This window comes from Campylobacter fetus subsp. fetus, from assembly GCF_900475935.1.
GTDB lineage: Bacteria > Campylobacterota > Campylobacteria > Campylobacterales > Campylobacteraceae > Campylobacter > Campylobacter fetus.
In genome coordinates this window covers 283,422-298,371 of record NZ_LS483431.1, presented here as the reverse complement: position 1 = coordinate 298,371, position 14,950 = coordinate 283,422, and the positions used below count along the sequence as shown (strand labels likewise).

Here is a 14,950-nt window from a genome sequence, read left to right as displayed (position 1 = left end):
CCTTAATCAAATTTGATCGGTTTATAGCATACCGAAACTATCTCTATCTCGCTTATTCCATTTGGTAAGCTTAAAGTTACATTATCGCCCTCACTTTTACCGATTAACTGTTTTGCAAGAGGCGTATTGATACTTATAAGACCCCTTTCAAGATTGCTTTCGCTGATTCCTACTATAGTATAAGTCGTTTCTAACTCGGTATCAACGTCCATTATGGTGATAGTAGATCCAAATTTTACTCTGTCGTGTTCGTATTCGCTCGGGTTTATCACCTTTGCTCTGCTTAATATATCGCTAAGCTCGGCTATGCGGTTTTCTATGAAAGCCTGCTTCTCTCTTGCGGCGTGATACTCGGCGTTCTCTTTTAGATCTCCATGGCTTCTTGCGATATCGATCTCTTCAACGATGGCTGGTCTTTGGACGAGTTTTAGATCCTTTAACTCAGATGATAATTTTTCATAACCATATAGCGTCATCGGCTCTGTCATTTTGTCTCCTTTGAACCCATTTTTTAATGATTTTATCTAATTTTGGCTTAAAACCATATCAGCGACTATTTTAGCGCTTCCGTGTTTTAAATAGCTTCTAAGCTCACCACAAGCTCCTAAAAACTTACTTCTATCACAATTTTTATACTCATCAAGTAAAGCTTTTTTGCTAACTTGCTCTTGGATCAACTCGACATTTAGTGCTTCTTTATCCATAAAATCGAACATTATATTTGCAAGGCCGACGTGTTTTAGTTTTACGAGTTTTCTAGCAATCCATATATCAATCGATTTTGCTTTATAACAAAGCACAAACGGAGTTCCTATAAGAGCCGCTTCAAGAGTAGCGGTTCCCGAACAAACAAAGGCAAATTCGCTTTGTAAAAGAGCTGCGTGAGTGTCAAAAATTATTTGGAATTCGCTCACGTCTCCATAAATTTCATCTATATCATTCTTTAAATTCAGTGGTACTACTAGAAGCTTTTTATTGTTTAGGCTTGACGCAACCTCTTTGTATATAGGCATAAGTCTAGTTATCTCAGACTTTCTTGAGCCGGGTAAAAATGCTATAACTCCGCTATTTAAAAGCTCTTTTTTTTGTACTTTTATCTCATCAAGCAAAGGATGACCTACATAATATGAGCGCGAATAAAACGAAGCATCAAAAGGCAAGATAGAAGCTAAATTATCGCAGTATTTTTCTACTTTAGCCGCGCGTCCTCTTTTCCACGCCCAGACTTGAGGAAGTATGTAGTAAGTTACCTTGCATTTTAGCCCAGCTTCTTTTATGGCTTTTGCTAAAGGTAGGTTAAACGCAGGGCTATCGATCAATAAAACTTTATCGCAGTTTTTAGCAAGTTTAACCATCTGTTTTAAAGCTTTTTTAGCCTTAAAAATCAATGGTAAAATCTCTACAAACCCCATAGCTGAAAACTCTTTACTATCATAAAGCGATTCACCGAATTTTTTATCGAAAATTCCGCAAATTTCAGTATCGCCAAGATATTTTAAAACCTCTTCTAAATGTAAATTTGCTGAAGCTTCAAGGCAAGAAACTAAAATTTTCATAAAAGGCATCCTATCTTTTTATTTCATTATATCAAAAATTTAAAAAGTTCGGATAAAATTAATGCAAAGGGGTCAAATTTGAAAGAAATTTTAATAACAAACGATGACGGTTTTGAAGCTTTAGGAATTAGAGCTTTAAGAAACGCTTTAAAAGACATCGCAAAAGTAACGGTAGTCGCTCCAAGCAGTGAAAAATCAGCTTGCGCACACTCTATAACATTAACTCGCCCACTCAGATTTATCCAGCTTGATGACGGTTTTTTTAAGCTTGATGACGCAACGCCGAGCGACTGCATATATCTTGCGCTTGAAACTATGTATAAACACAAAAAACCAGATCTTATAATAAGTGGTATAAATCACGGCGCAAATTTAGGCGAAGATATCACGTATTCAGGAACTTGCGGAGGCGCTATGGAAGGTACTTTGCAAGGCGTGGCGTCTATGGCGATATCTCTTTTATATAAAAACGATAGCATAGATAAATACGGTTTTGATTTAGCTTGTGAGATCAGTGCTGATATAGTAAAAAACATATTTGAAAATGGTTTCCCGCTAAGTGGCAGAGAGTTTTTAAATTTAAATATTCCAGCAGTTCCAAAAAATGAGTACAAAGGGCTAAAAATAGTCCCAGCAGGTCATCAGGCGTACAACACAAACGCCGAACTTCATAGAAATCCAAGAGGGTTAGAGTATTACTGGTTAGGAACGCCGAATATACATTACCTTAAAGAAAATGATAACGAATGTGATTTAGCCGTTACTTTTGACGGATACGCGTCACTAACTCCCATAAAGCTTGATATGACCGCTCATCATAGTATAAATAGACTAAAGAGTTGGATATAATAATGCAGATTAATGATAGATTTACAAGAGCAAGATGGCTCTTTGGAGATAATTTTGAAAAATTAAGCAAAGCAAAAGTTCTTGTGTGCGGCTGTGGCGGTGTAGGCGGGGTATGTATAGACGCGCTGTATAGAAGCGGAGTAGTAAATTTAACAGTTATAGACTGCGATAAATTTGATATAACAAATCAAAACCGCCAAATAGGAAGCCAGTTTGTAGGAGAGCTAAAAGCGGACGTATTTACTAGGCTATATCCAGGTATTTTAGGGTTGAATTTAAAACTTACAAAAGAGATTGTAGAGGAATTCGATTTTTCTAAATTTGATGTTGTTATAGACTGCATAGATGATGTTCCAGCCAAAGTAGAAATAGCAAAAAAATGTCATAAAAAACTGCTTAGCTCAATGGGAGGAGCAAAAAGACTCGACCCTACAAGAATACAAGTAGCGAGTATTTGGAAAACAACAAATGATCCGTTTGCTAGAAAAATAAGATACGAGCTAAAAAAAGCCGGATTTAAAAACGACTACAAAGTTGTTTTTTCTACCGAAATGCCAAATTGCAAAGATCTTGGAAGTTTTATAGGCGTAACTGCGAGTTTTGGATTAAATTTAGCTAGTCTTTGCGTACAAAAGATAACTCATGCTTAATTTTTGGCAAAACTTTAAGCTTCTAGCAAATCCTACAAAAACGACACCTGATTTAAGCAGCGTAGCTGGAAGCTTGGCTGAGAGCGAATTTGCGATAGAACTAAGCAAAATAAAAAGAATATGCGTATTTAAAAATAAAAGAATAAAAGATTGTTTAGCAAGTCTGCACGAGATAGATTTCATCATACTTGATGGCAAAAAAATATATCTTATAGAGATAAAAAACTGGTCTGGAACAGTAAGTATAAATGAAAATGATGAATGGATACAAATAAATAAGCAAAAAATTATAAATCATTCAAATCCGCTTAAAAAATTACTTAGAAATACAACGTTTTTTGTAAATCATCTAAGATCTTCAGGCTTTGATTTAAGCGGCTATGAGATATATCCGCAAGTTGTTTTTATGAGTTCGAATTTAAAGTTTGATTCTGGATTTAAAAACAATATATATATCAAAAAAAGTAGGGAGTTTTTACATAGTTTAAATAGACGAGATAGGTTTTTTAAATTTAAAAAACCCGATCCAAATAGTCAAAAATTAGTAGAAATTCTAAGTTCGCTCACGGTCTGGTCTAGACTGCATCTCTATGGAGGAAGCGTACTTACTGGAAGCATCAGATACTTCGTGATAAACGGTAAAAAAACAAGACTTCCAAAACATTTTAGAGTAAATCACGAATTAAATTGGAATAGAAAAAAGCCTATAAGTTTTATAAATTCACTATTTGGAAGACGAAAAAAGCTGAAAATAAAATCTAAAATATTTAAAGTAAAACCGAATGATAGCGTAGCATTTTTACAAGCAGGAAAAAATAGAGTCGGATTAATTAAATTTGGAATAATAGAAAAAATAGTCAAAGACGATATTTCTTAAATATTTAAAGAACCTAAAAAGGTTCTTTAAACTCCTTGAGACATTGCGTTAGCCACTTCTGCCGAACTTGCTCTGATTTTTTGCATACAATCTTTAGCCTCTTTAGCTAATTCGACGCTTTGATTTACATCTTCTAATCCATCTTTTATACTTTGAACCACTTGTGAAGTAACATCTCTAATAGAACTAATAGTAGTTGATATCTCGCTTACAGAGTGTTCTGTTCTTTCGGCCAAACTTCTGACTTCATCGGCAACAACAGCAAATCCGCGTCCGTGGTCTCCGGCTCTTGCAGCTTCTATAGCCGCATTTAACGCTAATAAATTTGTCTGATCCGCGATATCGCTAATTGTTTGAATGATAGATTTGATTTCATCTGATTGTTGATTAAGCGACGCTACTAAAGTACTACTTTGAGACATCATATCTGCTATATTTTGTACGTTTGACACTGTATTTTCTATAACTCTATCTCCATCTTGAGTAAGATTATCATTTTTATCTGCCAAATCACTAATTAGTTTTAATTTTTCTTGATCTTTGATTACTTGTTCGCTTATATCAGTAGCAAATTTAATTACTTTATATATCTTTCCATCTTCATTTCTAACAGGATTATAACTAGCTTCTAAATATACGACTTTTCCACCCTTACCATATCTGACGTATTTTCCAGATTGGAACTCTCCGTTTCTTAATTTAGTCCAAAATCCCACATATTCTTTAGAGTTAGAAAAGTTAGAATCACAAAGCATACTATGATGCTTGTCTTTAATCTCGTCCAAAGTATAACCCATCGTACGCAAGAAGTTTTCGTTTGCGTCGATTATAATTCCCTCTGTTGAAAATTCTATAACAGCCATCGTATGTTTAATGGCTCTTAATATATCTTGCAACTCCGTACAGTGTGTATCTGTTTGTTGAATTTGTTTGCTTTTTCCAAACATCTTCTACCCTTTCTAGTTAATTTTCATAAATAGTAAGATTGCAAAATAATAATGAAGTAAAAATAATAAAATTACAATAAAAAAATAATTATATTATAATATTATCTAATTTTTTTTATAGAACATTTAGATAATTTATATATATTAGATGGCTTAGTTTCACTAAAAACTTCACCTACCATGACATCACAACTACTCTTAGCATATTGTAAATCAAATTTTTGTCCATGGATATTTGCACTACTTGAATACGCCCAACCAAGCTCATCAAGAAATTTTGAATGAGGATGATCTTTTATAACTCTTATTGCTTTCGTGTTTGGATATATGAACGTAGTTTTCTTAGCTCTTCGTACAAGATTTTTGAATTTACACGGCACGCGAGTAAAGTTTTTCAACATTTCAAATTTACTTACGCAAATAAGACAAGGCTGATCTAATGGACGATTTTTAAGCTTATTTAACTCTTCTAAGTTTTGGCTTAAAAATCCGGCCGTCGTATCGGTTTGTGCTAAATAAATCATAAAAGAGTTATTCTAGCTCCTAAATTTGCAACGCCTTTATAAACTGCACTTGTTACTATGGCGTTTATGCCTGTTTTTGTGTACTGCGCGGCGTTTGACTCATTTATACCCCCAGCAGCTAAAATGATAGAATTCGGGAAATTCGCGTTTTTAAACTCTACTAAGTTTTGAACTTCGTCCACGCTCATTTTATCACACTGAACACCGTCGCTTCCGGCTTTTAAAGCAGCTTTTGCAAATTCTAAATCACTAGCTTCGACGATGATTTTTCTCTCGCAAAGTCTATTTTTAAATTTAGAGATATCAGATAAAAACTCATCTAAATTTATATAAGCATTTGTATGATTTTCAAAAAACAAAACAGTGTCGCTAAGCCCCAGTCTATGCACTTTTGCTCCACCTTCAAGCGCCGCTTTTAAGCAGAGTTTTTTTGCAAACGGAAAAACTTTTCTAGTAACTAAAATTTCACAGTTTTGACTAATTTCTCTTACGCTTTTTAACATCAAATTTGCGCTAGTTGCGATACCACAAGCATACTCAAGTAAATTTTGAATAGTTTTATATGTAGCGTGAAGAGTGTTAAAATCTCCGATCACGCTTAAAATTTGAGTGCCGCTTCTAGCTTGCATAGAGTTTTTAAAATTCGAATAAAACTCAAGCTCTCTTACCTTGCAAATTTGACTCACCGCGTCTAAACAACTAAGCGTGATATCTTCTCTAGTAATTATGCAAAGTTTAGCTTTTGCTTGAACTTCCATAAGCTCGGTGGTAAGATCGTTAAAGGGAATATCGCTTTTTACAAGTTCTTCTAGCTCCGAATTACTAAATTTAATCATTTTATACATCACTTATTAAAAATTTAATTTATTAAAATACTTTTATTTAAAAATCTTAAATCCGCAATTTTATTTTTAAAAAGTTCCATTTTTTCGCCCAGCTCTTCTTTTCTCTTCATTGATATTTTTATAAATTCATCTTCTTTTTCAATTCCAATAAATTTTCTATCTAGCAAATTTGCCGCAATTCCTGTTGTGCTAGAACCGCTAAACGGATCGCAAATCAAGCTATCTTCATTAGTTGCCATCAAAATCAAACGAACCAACAAGGCAAGCGGTTTTTGAGTAGGATGTTTTTTACAAGCCTTCTCCCATGGAGCAATAGCAGAAAAACTCCAAACATCTTTCATTTGTTTGTTATCGTTTAGTTTTTTCATAATTTCATAGTTAAAGATATGCTTATATTTCTCACTTTTTCTAGCCCAAATAATTTGCTCTGTTGAGTGAGTAAGATAGCGACAACTAAAATTTGGTGGCGGATTTGTCTTTTGCCAAGTAATGATATTTAGAATTTTATAGTCTAATTTTTGCAAAGCCCGACCAATAGAAAATATATTATGATATGTTCCGCTGATCATTATACAACCATTGTCAGTTAGCGAATTTTTTGCTAATTTTAGCCATTTTAGATTAAAATCATCTATTTCATCTATATTTGAGCCTTTATCCCATTCGCCTTTATTTACGCTTACTATTTGCCCGTTTTGAATACTTAATCCGTCATTTGACAAAAAATAAGGAGGATCTGCAAAAATAAGATCAAATTTGGATTTAAATTTAGGTAAAATTTCAAAACAATCACCTTGATAAAGATTGAATTTCTTATCTTTACTCATAAAATTAGACATTTTGTACCTTATTTATAAAATCACTTAAATTTGATAAATTATAAATTTCTACACTATTATATGCTTCTTGAAGTTTATTTTTTGCTTCAAACCATCCTTGTCCATCTGTAATCCAAATAAACTTAAATCCATTTTGTCTAGATATTTTCTGTGATAATTCTATATAAGCCCTAGCAACCTCATTTAATTTAGAACCGGCACTATTATAAAAATTTGTTTCTATTAAATATGTAATATTTTGATTTCTTATAATAAAATCAAATTTTTTAATATCTACGCCTAAATTTATGTCTAAATTATCGGTTTTTACTTGTTTGCCAAATTCTATTTGATTATTTTGAAAAATATTAGCTACTAATATCTCCATAACTGTTCCGCTACGATTTTTACGAGCATTTGTATCCAATCCAACCTCTACACCAAACACATAATCGCATAAATTTGTTATTTTACCACCAGTGAAAATTTCGATAAGTCCAGTTTGAACAAAAAAATCATATATTTTTTGTGAATTTTCAAAATAACTATCTAATGATATTAAATTTCCATCCATATCTAAAATATTTCTATTTTTATTTCTAACAGCAATCAATAAATTTAATATACTAAAACACTCTTTATTTTCATTAAAGAGAGTATCAATAGCAGTTTTTAAATCTGGTTTATTCAATAAAAAATTTAGTGTGTTTAATTTAATTTCAATTTTTCGGACATTATCGCTGCACTTTTGAAAATCACAAAAATACGACAAATTCTCATTTGTCGTTTGCAATGAATCCATAAAGTCCGTAAAATTTGTACTATTTATCATTTTTCTAGATACTCTTGCAAGCTTTTTACTTCCAAAGCTGCTTCGTTTGCACTTATGGATTTAGCTGCGACTAAAGCTGCGTTCATATTTGTAAAATACGGAATCTTAAATCTAAGCACGGCTTGGCGAATTTTATGTGCGTCGCTTGAGCTTGATTTATTATCGCTCGTATTTACCGCTAAGCTGACTTCGCCGTTTTTCAATTTATCTTCTATATTTGGACGACCTTCGCTTATCTTATAGACCATTTCGCACTCTATTGCTGCGTCTTTTAAGAATTTATACGTTCCACCAGTTGCTAGAACTACAAAACCAAGAGTAACAAACTCTTTTGCAAGCTCTATTCCTCTTTGTTTATCGGCGTCAGCTAAACTGATAAATACTTTTCCGCTGCTTGGAAGACTATTTTTTGCTGCGATCTGAGACTTAACAAAACTCTTTGCAAAACTATCGCTAATGCCCATAACTTCGCCGGTACTCTTCATCTCGGGACCTAAGATCAGATCGGCTCCACTTAGTTTATTAAACGGAAATACGCTCTCTTTTACGCAAACTATATTTTTAATATTTGGTTTATATACGCTGCTGTTTTTTGTCACAACATCAAACTGATCATAGAATTTAAGAGCTTCGGGAAGATTCCCTTGCCACATAACTCTAGTTGCAACCTTTGCCATAGGAATGCCTGTAGCTTTGCTTACAAACGGTACCGTACGACTTGCACGCGGATTGACTTCGATAATATAAAGCTCATTTTGATACACTGCAAATTGTATATTCATAAGCCCGACTACGCCCAAATTCAAAGCGATATCTTTAGTGCAAATTTCAACTTGATTTATAATCTCTTTACTTAAATTTTGAGGCGGAAGTATACTCGCACTATCACCGCTATGAATTCCCGCTTCTTCTATATGCTCCATAATAGCGCCGATATAAACATTTTTACCATCACTTATAGCATCAACATCTAGCTCGGTAGCGTCTTGTAAAAATTTATCCAAAAGCACCGGAGAGTGATTGCTAACTTTTACGGCTTCGCTCATATATTCTTTGAGTTCACTTTCGCTATGTACTCTTCTCATAGCGCGTCCGCCTAAAACATAGCTAGGACGAACAAGAACCGGATATCCTATAACAGCGGCTTTTTGCACGGCTTCTGATTCGCTAGTTGCGGTATCGTTTTGCGGCTGTTTTACACCGATTTTGCTTATAAACTCGCTAAATTTCTTTCTATCTTCTGCAACGTCGATAACCCTAGCGCTAGTTCCGATTATCTTAGCGCCTATCATAGTAAGTCGCTTTGAAAATTTAAGTGGAGTTTGACCACCAAAATGCACTATAATGCCATCTGGTTGTTCTGCTTCTATCACGGCTCTTAAATGCTCAAAATCAATCGGTTCGAAATACAAAATATCACTAGTATCATAATCGGTCGAGACGGTTTCTGGATTACAGTTATACATTATCGTAGTAACGCCAAGATCGCGCAAAGCATAGCTCGCATGCACACAGCAGTAGTCAAACTCTATACCCTGACCTATTCGATTTGGACCGCCGCCGATGATAAGAACTTTTTTATTTTTATTTTCTACTTTTAAATTCGGTAAATTTGGAGTGATATTCGTACTGCTATAAAGATACGGAGTAAGAGCTTTAAACTCTCCTCCACAAGTATCTACTTCTCTGTACTCTAAGTTGATTTTATGTTTTATTCTAGCGTAATATATATCGTTTTGACTAAGCTCGAGGTTGTCTTTTTCATTTATAAGCTGAGCAAGCATTTTATCACTAAAGCCCCAAGTTTTAGCTTTTCTTAGAAGATCTTTGTTATTCAAAATATCCATGTCAACGCTTTTTTCAAATTCGGTTATCTCATAAATTTGATTTAAAAACCACGGATCAATTTTGGTGAGCTCATAAACTTCATCTACACTTTTACCATTTCTAAAAGCTTGAGCAACGTAAAGAATTCTTTTTTCATGCGCATTTCTAAGACCGAAAATGAGCTTTTCCTCATCCAAGCTTAAAAAATTAAATCCGGCGTAATCTTTTTCTAAAGAACAAAGCGCTTTTTGGATGCTCTCTTTAAAGCTAGTTCCTATCGCCATTACTTCGCCCACACTTTTCATAGCCGTGCCTAAATACGGGTTTGAGCCAGGGAATTTTTCAAATGTAAATCTAGGAATTTTAGTAACTATATAGTCAATCACAGGCTCAAAGCTAGCAGGAGTACCTGTTATATCGTTTTTTATCTCATCAAGAGTAAATCCAACTGCAAGCATAGTAGCGACTTTGGCTATCGGATATCCAGTAGCTTTTGACGCAAGAGCGGAGCTTCTACTAACGCGCGGATTCATCTCGATCACGGTCATTCTGCCGTTTTTTGGATTTATAGCAAACTGAACATTGCTTCCGCCCGTATCTACACCGATTTCTCGTAAAATTTTAAAACTGGCGTCCCTCATATGCTGATACTCTTTATCCGTAAGAGTCAAAGCCGGAGCTACCGTGATACTATCTCCGGTATGTACGCCCATCGGATCAAAGTTCTCTATAGAACAGACTATTATACAGTTATCGTTTTTGTCTCTGATAACTTCCATCTCAAACTCTTTCCAGCCAAGCAAACTCTCTTCTATCAAAATCTCATTTATAGGACTTGCATCAATCCCTGCTTCGGCTAGATCTCTAAATTCGTCTATATTATAAGCTACGCCGCTTCCGGCGCCTCCAAGGGTATAACTAGCTCTTATGATAAGCGGAAATCCGATATCGCCGGCTGCGACCATAGCCTCTTCCATATTGTAAGCGTACATTGATTTTGGAAGATCCATACCTATCTTTAACATAGCTTCTTTAAATGCGACTCTATCTTCGCCTTTTTTGATTGCAGCCGGATTCGCACCTAGAAATTTGACGTTTCCAAGCATACTTGCTTCATGAAGCTCCATAGCTACATTTAGCGCTACTTGACCACCCATAGTAGGAAGTATAGCATCTACGTTCTCTTTTTTTATTATACGACTTATACTTTCTTTGGTTATCGGTTCTATATAAGTAGCGTCCGCAAAATCAGGATCGGTCATTATAGTAGCCGGATTTGAGTTTATAAGTACGACTCTATAGCCTAGTTCTTTTAACGTTTTAGCTGCTTGAGTTCCGCTATAGTCAAATTCACACGCCTGACCGATAACTATAGGACCGCTTCCTATAAGTAAAATTGTCTTAACATCTTCTCTTTTTGGCATTAATTTTCCTTTGTCACTACATACAGATATGATGGAACCTCTATTTTATTGTCAGGCTCAACTATTGCACTTTTATACAGATCTTGCTCTTTTATCTCAACTATTTTACCAACGGGTATTCCGCCAAAAAATATACCGTCAAGCCCGCTTGTATAAACTTCATCTCCTACTTTTGGATTTAACCACTGCGAAATGTATTTTATAACTATATTTTTATTATTTCCTTTTGCGATGCCTGAAATTTTATTTTCCCCTATAAATACCGAAAACATAGACTCGGGATCGGTCTGCAAAAGCCCTAAAGGTTTTCTATCTTTATTTACTACTATCCCGGCACTCCTACCTTTATATATAAGACCATAAATTTTATCTTCATTGAACTCTTTAAAATCCAACCATACTTTATTATAATCGCCCATATTTACATATGATAGCGCACTTACTAATTTTACTTCCGGAGCATAGATAGTTGAGTTTTTGTCACTTAAAATATTATTTAGCTCATAAGCAAACGCTGAAAGTAGAGCAGCTGAACGCTCTAACTCTAAATTTTGAGCTCTTAAAGCTCTGATCTCTTCAGCTTGCCTAAAATGCTCTGTTATCTTGTCTTTTAAAAACCCTGTGAAATTTTGATAAAAGCCTATACTTGAACTAGTAGAATCTACAAAAAATCTTCTTGCATAGTCGCTAAAATAAAATGACACAAAAGTTAAACAACCGATTGTTAAAATAAATTTAATTTTATTCTTCATTCATAAGCTGCTGAAGTAAGCCTATCTCCTCTAATGCTTTTCCGGTTCCTTTAGCCACTGCTAAAAGCGGTTCATCTGCTACATAAACCGGAAGTTTTACGATATCGGCTAGATATCTATCCAGACCACGAATAAGCGCTCCACCGCCAGTTAGCACAACTCCGCGCTCAACTATATCTCCGGCTAGATCAGGCGGCATCATTTCTAAAACTGTTTTTAAAGCATCGGCTATCTCTTTTAATGGCTCTCTCATAGCCTCTCTAACATCTTCGCTCGTTAGTTCAACTCTGCTTAAAAGTCCGCCTACTTGATCTCTTCCTTTTACAACGATAGAAAGCTCTTTTGGAAGCTGAGTTGCCGAACCGACTTTTATTTTTATCTCTTCTCCGGTTCTTTCACCGATTAAAAGATTATACTTTTCTTTTATGTAATTTACTATACTAGAATCTATCTTATCGCCGGCCGTGCGGATACTTTTACTTATAACCAAACCCCCTAAAGATACAACCCCTATCTCGGTAGTTCCGCCGCCGATATCAACTACTAAACTTCCTTGCGGCTCTCTTATAGGTAAATTTGCTCCTATTGCAGCAGCCATAGGTTCTTCTATCAAAAATACCTCTCTTGCTCCTGCGCTCAAAGCACTTTCACGAACCGCTTTTCTTTCTACTTGAGTTAAACCGTAAGGCACGGATATAATTATACGAGGACGCAAAAAGCTTTTTCTTCTATGAGTTTTTTCTATAAAATACCTTATCATCTTTTCAGTCATATCAAAATCAGCTATCACGCCGTCTCTCATAGGGCGGATGGCTTCTATATCGCCCGGAGTTTTACCGACCATCTCTTTAGCATCATGACCTACAGCTAATATTTTTTGCTTTCCATACTTTTCTCTTTGGACTGCTACCACACTCGGCTCATTTATAACAATACCTTTATCTTTGACTAAAACTAGCGTGTTTGCCGTACCAAGATCTATCCCCATATCGCTTGAAAAAAATCCAATAATCTGATCTAATATCATAATTTCCCTTCTTTTAGTTTTGTGCTTTGATTAATAATGGTTTTGCCTTGCCTATGGCAACGTCTTTTGAGATGATAACATCATATCCTTTAAGATCTGGAAGATTAAACATTATGTCCATCATAATATCTTCCATGATACTTCTAAGACCTCTTGCTCCTGTTTTACGATTTATAGCTTGTGTAGCAACCTCTTTTATAGCATCATTATCAAATTTTAAATTTGCGCCATCTATCGCAAATAATTTCTGATACTGTTTTAAAAGAGCATTTTTTGGTTCCGTTAAAATTTTTACCATATCATCGGTTGTTATCTCATTTAAAGTAGCAATAGCATGCAAACGTCCTATAAGCTCAGGGATAAGGCCAAAATGAACTAAATCATCTGGCTCAACTAAGCTTATTAAATTTTGCTTATCGTCGCGACCGCGTTTTATCTGACCAAATCCAAGAACATTTTTTCCTATTCTTCTTTCTATAATCTCATTTAACCCATCAAAAGCTCCGCCGCATACAAAAAGAATATTTGTTGTATCTATCTGAATAAAATCTTGATTTGGATGCTTTCTACCGCCTTTTGGAGGGATATTTACGGTACTTCCTTCTATTATTTTAAGAAGTGCTTGCTGAACTCCTTCGCCGCTTACATCGCGAGTTATAGAGCGATTTTCACCCATTCTTGCTATTTTATCTATCTCATCGACAAATACAACTCCTTGCTGAGCTCTTTGTACGTCTCCGCCAGCTGCGCTAAGTAGTTTTGTAAGGATATTTTCCACATCTTCGCCTACATATCCTGCCTCAGTTAAGCTCGTAGCATCACAAATCGCGATCGGCACATCTAAAAATCTAGCTAAAGTTTGAGCCATAAGAGTTTTACCGCTTCCTGTTGGACCTATAAGCAAGATATTTGATTTTGAAATTTCAGTATCATCTTCTATAGCATCTTGTTTAAATATCCTTTTATAATGGTTATAAACGCCTACGCTAAATACTTTTTTAGCTTTTTCTTGACCTATAACATAACTATCTAAAACATCTTTTAAAAGTTTTGGTGTTATATCTTTATAATCTTTACTTGTTTTTTCACTACTATTTAAACTTTCATCACCATGCACAGCAGCATATCCAGCATCAATGCAGTACTCGCATATAAAAGCGCTATCTGTTTCATTTGCTAGTAATTTTCTATCTTCGGCTTCACTCTCACCGCAAAAACTACATTTCCTAGCCATTAATATTTTCCTTTTTCAAGCGGAATTCCCCTTGTTGTATTTATTATAAACTCACACATTTTTTTTGCATATTCATTTGGATTTAAATTTAAAAGCTCCTGAGCTCTATCTTTTAATCCTCCACCGCTTCTAAATAAAAATTTATAAGCCTTATTTATCTCTTCAACAACTTCTTTATCAAATCTACGACGAATTCCTACTAAATTTAAACTTCTTATATAAGCCCTATTTCCCTCTGCTAAACAATACGGCACAACATCTTGAGACAAAGCCGAAGCGCCTGCTATCATACAGCTTTCACCTATTCTTACAAACTGATGAATAGGAGTAAGTCCTCCTACTACGCTAAAATCGCCTATTTCTACATGTCCTGCTAAAGTAGCGTTATTTGCTAATATAATATTATTCCCAAGTATGCAATCATGTGCGATATGCACATACGCCATTATAAAAACATTATCTCCTATACGAGTAATTCCATCGCCTTTATGCGTACCTGAGTTTATAGTACAAAACTCGCGTATAGTAGCATTTTTGCCTATTATAACACCTGTATTTTCTTCTGGACGGTAACTAACGTCTTGTGGGGCGTCTCCTACTATAGCATAACTATAAATTTTGCTTCCGCTGCCAATTTTCGTATCGCCTATGATCCTAGCGCCTTGCTTTATAGTAACGCCGTCTCCTAAAACAACTTTGGAGCCTATAAAGGAGTATGGTTCTATAATGCAGCCTTCGCCTAAAATAGCGCCGTCTTCTATAACCGCTGTTGAATGAATACTCATATC

At 34.9% G+C, this 14,950-nt stretch carries 14 protein-coding genes and 2 pseudogenes; 3 read left to right on the top strand and 13 right to left on the bottom strand.

Annotation, left to right across the window (positions count from 1 at the left end; translation table 11 throughout):
- Positions 1–2: 2 nt before the first annotated feature.
- The gene (gene greA, locus DQN38_RS01650) at positions 3–488 is read right to left on the bottom strand and encodes a transcription elongation factor GreA (RefSeq protein ID WP_002848449.1); all 486 of its coding nucleotides are present in this window, start codon (positions 486–488) and stop codon (positions 3–5) included.
- A gap of 36 nt (positions 489–524) precedes the next feature.
- On the bottom strand, positions 525–1,556 hold the full coding sequence (gene lpxB / locus DQN38_RS01645) for a lipid-A-disaccharide synthase (protein ID WP_065843694.1): 1,032 nt from the start codon (positions 1,554–1,556) through the stop codon (positions 525–527).
- Positions 1,557–1,634: 78 nt separating this feature from the next.
- Here lpxB and surE point away from each other — a divergent pair, with 78 nt between their 5' ends.
- The 3 genes from surE to DQN38_RS01630 are packed head-to-tail and all read left to right on the top strand — an operon-like array spanning position 1,635 to position 3,932.
- Positions 1,635–2,405: a 5'/3'-nucleotidase SurE gene (gene surE / locus DQN38_RS01640; RefSeq protein WP_065843693.1), complete on the top strand. Its 771-nt coding sequence runs from the start codon at positions 1,635–1,637 to the stop codon at positions 2,403–2,405.
- Positions 2,406–2,407: 2 nt separating this feature from the next.
- A complete protein-coding gene (locus DQN38_RS01635) occupies positions 2,408–3,055 on the top strand; it encodes a ThiF family adenylyltransferase (RefSeq protein ID WP_002848446.1) in 648 nt (215 codons plus the stop codon).
- Complete coding sequence (locus DQN38_RS01630; protein ID WP_002848445.1) at positions 3,048–3,932, top strand: nuclease-related domain-containing protein; 885 nt, start codon at positions 3,048–3,050, stop codon at positions 3,930–3,932. The genes DQN38_RS01635 and DQN38_RS01630 overlap by 8 nt, the downstream gene beginning before the upstream one ends.
- A gap of 26 nt (positions 3,933–3,958) precedes the next feature.
- On the opposite strand, the pseudogene cetZ reads toward DQN38_RS01630, so the two are convergent.
- The 11 genes and pseudogenes from cetZ to lpxA all read right to left on the bottom strand — a co-directional run.
- Positions 3,959–4,387: pseudogene (gene cetZ, locus DQN38_RS09235) on the bottom strand (energy taxis response protein CetZ); the annotation flags it as partial.
- Positions 4,388–4,492: 105 nt separating this feature from the next.
- Positions 4,493–4,879, bottom strand: a pseudogene (locus DQN38_RS09230) (PAS domain-containing protein); the annotation flags it as partial.
- A gap of 101 nt (positions 4,880–4,980) precedes the next feature.
- A complete protein-coding gene (locus tag DQN38_RS01620; protein ID WP_065843691.1) occupies positions 4,981–5,403 on the bottom strand; it encodes a Sua5/YciO/YrdC/YwlC family protein in 423 nt (140 codons plus the stop codon).
- Positions 5,400–6,239, bottom strand: coding sequence for a beta/alpha barrel domain-containing protein (locus DQN38_RS01615; RefSeq protein WP_002848443.1), 840 nt, complete (start codon positions 6,237–6,239; stop codon positions 5,400–5,402). Before DQN38_RS01615 ends, DQN38_RS01620 begins: the two co-directional genes overlap by 4 nt.
- A gap of 23 nt (positions 6,240–6,262) precedes the next feature.
- Positions 6,263–7,087 carry a DNA-methyltransferase gene (locus DQN38_RS01610; protein WP_038452812.1) on the bottom strand — a complete coding sequence of 275 codons (825 nt, stop codon included), beginning with the start codon at positions 7,085–7,087 and terminating at the stop codon, positions 6,263–6,265.
- On the bottom strand, positions 7,080–7,898 hold the full coding sequence (locus DQN38_RS01605; RefSeq protein ID WP_111738143.1) for a type II restriction endonuclease: 819 nt from the start codon (positions 7,896–7,898) through the stop codon (positions 7,080–7,082). The genes DQN38_RS01610 and DQN38_RS01605 overlap by 8 nt, the downstream gene beginning before the upstream one ends.
- Entirely contained in the window at positions 7,895–11,149 is a 3,255-nt protein-coding gene (carB, locus tag DQN38_RS01600; RefSeq protein WP_065843690.1) for a carbamoyl-phosphate synthase large subunit, read from the bottom strand. The genes DQN38_RS01605 and carB overlap by 4 nt, the downstream gene beginning before the upstream one ends.
- Positions 11,149–11,901 (bottom strand): rod shape-determining protein MreC, encoded by a 753-nt coding sequence (gene mreC, locus DQN38_RS01595; protein ID WP_010399641.1) that lies wholly within the window; start codon positions 11,899–11,901, stop codon positions 11,149–11,151. Before mreC ends, carB begins: the two co-directional genes overlap by 1 nt.
- A complete protein-coding gene (locus tag DQN38_RS01590) occupies positions 11,891–12,928 on the bottom strand; it encodes a rod shape-determining protein (protein ID WP_002848440.1) in 1,038 nt (345 codons plus the stop codon). Before DQN38_RS01590 ends, mreC begins: the two co-directional genes overlap by 11 nt.
- Before the next feature lie 13 nt (positions 12,929–12,941).
- Positions 12,942–14,162, bottom strand: coding sequence for an ATP-dependent Clp protease ATP-binding subunit ClpX (clpX, locus tag DQN38_RS01585; protein ID WP_002848439.1), 1,221 nt, complete (start codon positions 14,160–14,162; stop codon positions 12,942–12,944).
- Complete coding sequence (gene lpxA / locus DQN38_RS01580) at positions 14,162–14,947, bottom strand: acyl-ACP--UDP-N-acetylglucosamine O-acyltransferase (protein ID WP_002848437.1); 786 nt, start codon at positions 14,945–14,947, stop codon at positions 14,162–14,164. The genes clpX and lpxA overlap by 1 nt, the downstream gene beginning before the upstream one ends.
- Positions 14,948–14,950 lie beyond the last annotated feature (3 nt).